Origin of the sequence: Sphingopyxis sp., from assembly GCF_035565275.1 — a bacterium.
Lineage (GTDB): Bacteria > Pseudomonadota > Alphaproteobacteria > Sphingomonadales > Sphingomonadaceae > Sphingopyxis.
This window is the reverse complement of sequence record NZ_DATMST010000115.1, coordinates 1-6340: the sequence shown is the minus strand read 5'-3', so window position 1 is coordinate 6340 and position 6340 is coordinate 1. Positions and strand designations below refer to the sequence as shown.

The 6340-nt window shown below is 63.9% G+C and carries 6 protein-coding genes and 1 tRNA gene; 5 read left to right on the top strand and 2 right to left on the bottom strand.

Features of this window, described 5'->3' with window-relative positions; genetic code table 11:
• A partial coding sequence (locus VN047_RS07825; protein ID WP_325541557.1) for an N-formylglutamate amidohydrolase occupies positions 1 to 679 on the top strand: 679 nt, incomplete at its 5' end.
• A gap of 182 nt (positions 680 to 861) precedes the next feature.
• Here the strand turns inward: VN047_RS07825 and VN047_RS07820 are convergent.
• Both VN047_RS07820 and VN047_RS07815 read right to left on the bottom strand, forming a co-directional pair.
• Positions 862 to 938, bottom strand: a tRNA-Pro gene (locus tag VN047_RS07820).
• Positions 939 to 1047: 109 nt separating this feature from the next.
• Positions 1048 to 1476 (bottom strand): JAB domain-containing protein, encoded by a 429-nt coding sequence (locus VN047_RS07815; RefSeq protein WP_325541556.1) that lies wholly within the window; start codon positions 1474 to 1476, stop codon positions 1048 to 1050.
• Between the two features lie 142 nt (positions 1477 to 1618).
• On the opposite strand from VN047_RS07815, the gene thyA reads away from it, so the two are divergent.
• From thyA to VN047_RS07795, 4 genes are all read left to right on the top strand, one after another.
• Positions 1619 to 2554: a thymidylate synthase gene (gene thyA / locus VN047_RS07810; RefSeq protein ID WP_325541555.1), complete on the top strand. Its 936-nt coding sequence runs from the start codon at positions 1619 to 1621 to the stop codon at positions 2552 to 2554.
• A 93-nt stretch (positions 2555 to 2647) separates the two neighbouring features.
• Complete coding sequence (locus tag VN047_RS07805) at positions 2648 to 3958, top strand: 3-methyl-2-oxobutanoate dehydrogenase (2-methylpropanoyl-transferring) subunit alpha (RefSeq protein WP_325541554.1); 1311 nt, start codon at positions 2648 to 2650, stop codon at positions 3956 to 3958.
• A 17-nt stretch (positions 3959 to 3975) separates the two neighbouring features.
• The gene (locus VN047_RS07800; protein WP_325541558.1) at positions 3976 to 4980 is read left to right on the top strand and encodes an alpha-ketoacid dehydrogenase subunit beta; all 1005 of its coding nucleotides are present in this window, start codon (positions 3976 to 3978) and stop codon (positions 4978 to 4980) included.
• Between the two features lie 4 nt (positions 4981 to 4984).
• Positions 4985 to 6268: a dihydrolipoamide acetyltransferase family protein gene (locus VN047_RS07795; protein WP_325541553.1), complete on the top strand. Its 1284-nt coding sequence runs from the start codon at positions 4985 to 4987 to the stop codon at positions 6266 to 6268.
• Positions 6269 to 6340: the final 72 nt, after the last annotated feature.

The following is a 6340-nucleotide window of genomic DNA, read 5'->3' as shown; positions in this document are numbered from 1 at the left end:
CGGCGCGACGGTGGTGCAGGCGCTTTGGGCGCGGGCGGTTGCCGACTGCAATCGCGGCGAAGGGCAGATGGCGCCGGGCGAGGTCGCACCGCCGCTCCGGATGCAGTTTTCGGCGCCGGGGCGCAAGGAGCGCGCCGGCCTGGGCGTCGTGCCGACACGGCTCGCCGACTGCGGTCCGTTATGGAAGCGGCCGATCGACCACGCAGCGCTGCACTGGCGGCTCGAATCGTTCCACCGGCCCTATCATGCGGCACTTGCCGATGCCTTGGCCGAGGTACGGAGCCGGTTTGGATACGCGGTCCTGATCGACCTGCATTCGATGCCCCCGATTCCGGCCGGCCAGCCGGCGCATGGCGCGCGCATCGTCGTGGGCGATCATTTCGGTGCGACCGCGGGCGATTGGCTGACCGACCTGGTCATGGCGTCGGCGGGGCGATTGAACGAGCCGTTGTCGCGGAACCAGCCCTATGCCGGCGGACATATCGTCCGCACGCACGGCCGGCCGGGGCAGTCGATCCATGCGGTGCAGATCGAGATCGATCGCAGCCTCTATCTGGGATCCGGCCGCTTGCCCGATGCGGATCGCGTTGCGTGCCTTGCGCGCTGGTTTTCGGACCTTGTGGGCGAGATAGGGCAAGCGAAGCCCGAATCGGAAATATTTCCGCAAGCTGCCGAATAAAAAACCACCCCGTACCGAAGTACGAGGTGGCCAGGGTCCAGGGAGGACGCACCCGCGTCAATGATGACGGGGTACTCGCCGCGATGGAAAGGGGGAAAACCACGGCGGCGTAGTTTGAATTTAGGGAATTGTGCGCCGACTTACAAGAAGAGACGGTGCAGAATCTGCAATATGCAAGAAATTGGTCGGGGAGAGAGGATTCGAACCTCCGGCCCCTGCCTCCCGAAGACAGTGCTCTACCAGGCTGAGCTACTCCCCGACCGATCTGCGCGCGACGACCGGGGTCGCCGCGAAGGCAGGGCGGTCCTCTAGACGTGCAATTTGCGAACTTCAAGCGCCAATCGGCACATTGAAGATGATTGCCGCGATTACATCATTTGGGCAGTTCGAAAGCTGAAATGACCGTCCGCAATGAAAATCAGATGATCGATCAGGTCGATGTCCAGCGTTCGCAGGAAAAGCGCGGCGTCGTGCGTCGTGCGTATGTCGGCGTCGCTGGGCCACGCGGCGCCAGATGGATGGTTGTGCGCCATGATCACCCCCGCGATTCCGCCGCCGAGGAACGCACGCCAGCATCGCGGCGGAATGACGCAGCGTGCCGCGGTATCGCTTTCGACGCGTTCGAGTCTGACCAGCCGCTGATAAGCATCGAAGCCGGCGAGGAGCAGCGTTTCCCGTCCGTCATTGAACAGGGGGCGGAGCAGCTGGCGCGCGACGGGATCTTCCGACTGGCACGGCACGAATCCCTCCGGCGCCGATGGCTCCGGCATTTTGCCGACAGGTTCGAACAGGGTCATTCGCGTCCCCATGCTCCGGGCATCGGCGATTCCCAACTGCGGACTGAGCCGCATCGGAGACGATGTGGCGCTATCCTTGCACCTCCCTTGTCCGCTCGCGGCGCGGGGCGTAGCAAAGGACCGGAAAAGCCGGGAGTGCATCGTGCCTGATTCCATCCATTATGAACTGCAATATCTCGACCTGATGCGCCGCATCTGGGTGGAAGGCGACGAGCGTGTCGATCGCACAGGTGTGGGGACTCGCTCGCTGTTCGGCGAAACGATGCGATTCTCGCTTGCGGACGACGCGATCCCGCTGCTGACGACGAAACGGGTCTACTGGAAAACCGCGCTGCGCGAGTTGCTGTGGTTCCTGACCGGCGACACGAATATCCGCTCACTCGTCGCGCAAGGCGTGAAGATCTGGACCGACTGGCCGCTCGAGAAATATCGCCGCGAAACGGGCGAGCAGATCAGCGCCGAAGATTTCGAGGCGCGGATCATCGCCGACGATTCCTTTGCCAGCCAGTGGGGTGACCTCGGTCCGGTCTATGGCCATCAGTGGGTGAACTGGCCGCGTTACGAGCCGGCAGGCGAGGGACTTTTCCGCCGCGCAGCGCAGGGGCACAACCAGATCGCGGCGCTGATCGAATCGCTCCGCAACAATCCGGGATCGCGGCGGCACATTTTCACCGGCTGGAACGTTGCCGACCTCGATCGCATGGCGCTGCCGCCATGCCATATGACCTATCAATTCCATGTGCGCAGCGATGGCGGCCTGTCGTGCCTGCTGTTCCAGCGGTCGTGCGACCTCGGACTGGGCTTTGCGTTCAACGTTTTCGAAGCCGCGCTGCTCACGCGGATGGTCGCCGGGCAAGCGGGTCTTCATGCGCACGAGCTCGTGTGGACCGGCGGCGACGTCCATCTGTATCTGAACCACGCCGAACTGGTCGAACAGCAGTTGTCGCGTACACCGGAAGGGAATCCGAAGCTGCGCATTCTTCGCCGTCCTTCGAGCATTTTTGACTATCGGTTCGAGGATTTTGCGGTCGAGGATTACGCTCCGCAGGCGCATATTTCCGCGCCCGTCGCGGTCTGACGGCGGCCGTTGCATTCGTATGGCGCCTGTAATAATATGTCGCCACGTTGAAATATAACTAGGCGCGATTCGCGCCTTCAAAGGGAAGAAGATATGCCTGAGACGACCCCCCAAAAAGAGGTGGGGCGCCCGGCGAGCAATTTGCCGCCGCTGTCGCTTCATATCCCCGAACCGCGCTATCGCCCCGGCGATACCCCGGACTTTGGCGATATCGAAGTTCCCGCGGTCGAAGCGACCCCGCGCCCGAGCGAAGCCACCAGGCCCGATGCGATGCGCGAGCTGAGCTATGGCCTTGTCCGCGTGCTCGATTTCGACGGGCAGGCAAAGGGGCAGTGGGATCCGAAGCTGTCGCCCGAGCGGCTGCGGACGATGCTGCGCAACATGATGCTCACCCGCGCGTTCGACGACCGCATGTTCCGCGCGCAGCGGCAGGGCAAGACCAGCTTCTACATGAAGTGCACGGGCGAAGAAGCGACTTCGGTCGCGTCGACGATGGCGATCGACCGCACCGACATGGTCTTTCCGAGCTATCGCCAGCAGGGCATCCTGATCACGCGCGACTATCCGCTGATCCAGATGATGAACCAGATCTACTCGAACCGCGGCGACCATCTGCTCGGCCGTCAGCTGCCGATCATGTATTCGGCGCCCGAGCATGGTTTCTTCAGCGTGTCGGGCAACCTCGCGACGCAATATCCGCAGGCGGTGGGCTGGGCGATGGCCTCCGCGTCGAAAGGCGACAGCCGCATCGCGACGGTCTGGTGCGGCGAGGGCTCGTCGGCCGAGGGCGACTTCCATTCGGCACTGACTTTTGCGACCGTCTATAACGCGCCGGTGATCTTCAACGTCGTCAACAACCAGTGGGCGATCTCCAGCTTCTCGGGCTTTGCCGGCGGCGAGCGCACGACCTTTGCGGCGCGCGCGGTGGGTTACGGCATCGCCGGCCTCCGCATCGACGGCAATGATCCGCTCGCGGTCTATGCCGCGACGCAGTGGGCGGCGGATCGCGCGCGGACGAACAACGGCCCGACGCTGATCGAGCATTTCACCTACCGCAGCGAAGGCCATAGCACCTCGGACGACCCGAGCGCCTACCGCCCCGCCGACGAAGCGACCGCGTGGCCGCTCGGCGACCCGATCGCGCGGCTGCGCCAGCATCTCGAGACGCTCGGCGAATGGGATGCCGAACGGTACGAGGCGCAGGCGAAGGAACTCGACGAGCTGGTAAAGACGACCCAGAAACAGTCTGAAAAGCTTGGCATCCTGGGTCACGGCATGCACCAGCCCTTTGAAACCATGTTCGAGGACGTGTTCGAAGAGATGCCGTGGCACCTCAAGGAACAGTGCGCGCAGATGCTCGCCGAGCAAGAGGCCAAGTTCGGCCCCAACTGGAAGCCCGAATAATGGCCGAAACCAAAACCATGAACATGATCGAGGCGATCAACAGCGCGATGGACGTCATGCTGGGCCGCGACGACAAGATGGTCGTGATGGGCGAGGACGTCGGCTTTTTCGGCGGCGTTTTCCGCGCCACGGCTGGCCTGCAGAAAAAGCATGGCAAGACGCGCGTATTCGACACGCCGATCAACGAATGCGGGATTATCGGCGTCGCGGTCGGCATGGGCGCCTATGGCCTGCGCCCGGTCCCCGAAATCCAGTTCGCCGACTATATTTATCCCGGGCTCGATCAGCTCGTCAGCGAGGCGGCGCGCCTCCGCTACCGTTCGGCGGCCGATTTCATCTGCCCGATGACGGTGCGCACCCCCTTCGGTGGTGGCATTTTCGGCGGCCAGACGCATAGCCAGTCGCCCGAAAGCATCATGACCCACATCTGCGGCGTGAAGACGGTGATCCCGTCGAACCCCTATGATGCCAAGGGCCTGCTGATCGCGGCGATCGAGGACAATGACCCGGTTGTCTTTCTTGAGCCCAAGCGCATCTACAACGGCCCGTTCAGCGGCTATTACGACCGCCCGGTCGAGCCTTGGTCGAAGCATGAAGCGAGCGCGGTTCCCGAGGATTATTACCGCATCGAACTCGGCAAGGCCGCGACGGTGCGTTCGGGTGAGGCGCTCACGGTGCTCGCCTATGGCACGATGGTGCATGTGACCAAGACGATCGTCGAGGAAATGGGCATCGATGCCGAGATCATCGATCTGCGCACGCTGTTGCCGCTCGATATCGACGCGATCGAAACCTCGGTGAAAAAGACCGGCCGCTGCCTGATCATCCACGAAGCAACGCGCACCTCGGGTTTCGGCGCCGAACTCGCCGCGCTGGTTCAGGAGCGCTGTTTCTATCACCTCGAGGCACCCGTCGAACGCGTAACCGGCTTCGACACGCCTTATCCGCATAGCCTCGAATGGGCCTATTTCCCCGGTCCGGTGCGCATCGCGACCGCGCTGACCAAGATTCTGAAGGACTGACGCCATGGCCCGTTATTCATTCCGTCTGCCCGACATCGGCGAAGGCATTGCCGAGGCCGAAATCGTCGCTTGGCACGTCAAGATCGGCGAACGCGTCGAGGAAGACGCGCAGCTTGCCGACATGATGACCGACAAGGCAACCGTCGAAATGGAATCGCCCGTTTCGGGGATCGTCGTCGAACTGGCGGGCGAGGTCGGCGACCTGATCCCGATCGGATCGACGCTCGCGGTGATCGAGACCGACGGCGACGGCGACGTCGAAGCGCCGCCTGCCGATACGCCGGTCGAACAGGAAATCGTGGCGGAAACGCCGGGTGCCGAGGAAGTCTCGGTGGCCGAGGTTGCTGCGCCCGCGCCGGTTGCAACTCCCGCGCCGACGCCGGCTCCGGCACCGGCCCCCGCGCCGGTCGCCGCAGCAGGCCATAGCCGCGCCGTGCTCGCATCGCCCGCCGTCCGCGCCCGCGCCAAGGACCTTGGCGTCGATCTCGGCCAGGTTCAGGCCGAAGGCGATCGTATCCGCCATGCCGATCTCGACGCTTTCCTGCGTTATAGCGGCGGGCAGGGCTATCATACGCCGGGCGTCAGCCGCGCCCGTGCCGACGAGCCGATCAAGGTCATCGGCATGCGCCGCAAGATCGCCGAGAATATGGCGGCGTCGAAGCGCGCGATCCCGCATTTCACCTATGTCGAGGAAATGGACGTCACCGCGCTCGAAGAGATGCGCGCCGATTTGAACGCCAACCGCGGCGGGCGGCCGAAGCTGACGATGCTGCCCTTCCTGATCGTCGCGATCTGCCGCACGATCCCGCAATTCCCGATGATCAACGCGCGCTACGACGATGAGGGCGGCGTGGTGACGCGCTATGGCGCGGTGCATCTCGGCATGGCGACGCAGACCGACGCGGGGCTGATGGTCCCCGTCATCCGCGACGCGCAGGACAAGAATGTCTGGCAGCTCGCGAGCGAGATCACCCGTCTCGCCGAAGCCGCGCGCACCGGCAAGGCGAAAGTCGAGGAACTGACCGGCGGCACGCTGACCGTCACCTCCTTGGGCCCGCTCGGCGGCATCGCAACCACCCCGGTGATCAACCGCCCCGAAGTCGCGATCGTCGGCCCGAACAAGATCGTCGAGCGCCCCGTCTTCGACGGCGACGAAATCCGCAGAGCAAAGCTCATGAACCTGTCCATCAGCTGCGACCACCGCGTCGTCGATGGCTGGGACGCGGCGAGCTATGTGCAAGCGCTCAAGAAGCTGGTTGAAACGCCGGTCCTGCTGTTTGCGGACTAAGATAGCGACGAAGCAATCCGAGGCGGTGGACGCGCGCCCCGGATTGCTTCGCCCCGCGGGACGGGGTTACAG

Bases quoted from the DNA above. Each gene is read 5' to 3' on its own strand.
- VN047_RS07815 (WP_325541556.1), bottom strand. From the start codon at position 1,476: ATGACCCTGTTCGAACCTGTCGGCAAAATGCCGGAGCCATCGGCGCCG.
- VN047_RS07805 (WP_325541554.1), top strand. From the start codon at position 2,648: ATGCCTGAGACGACCCCCCAAAAAGAGGTGGGGCGCCCGGCGAGCAAT.
- VN047_RS07800 (WP_325541558.1), top strand. From the start codon at position 3,976: ATGAACATGATCGAGGCGATCAACAGCGCGATGGACGTCATGCTGGGC.
- VN047_RS07795 (WP_325541553.1), top strand. From the start codon at position 4,985: ATGGCCCGTTATTCATTCCGTCTGCCCGACATCGGCGAAGGCATTGCC.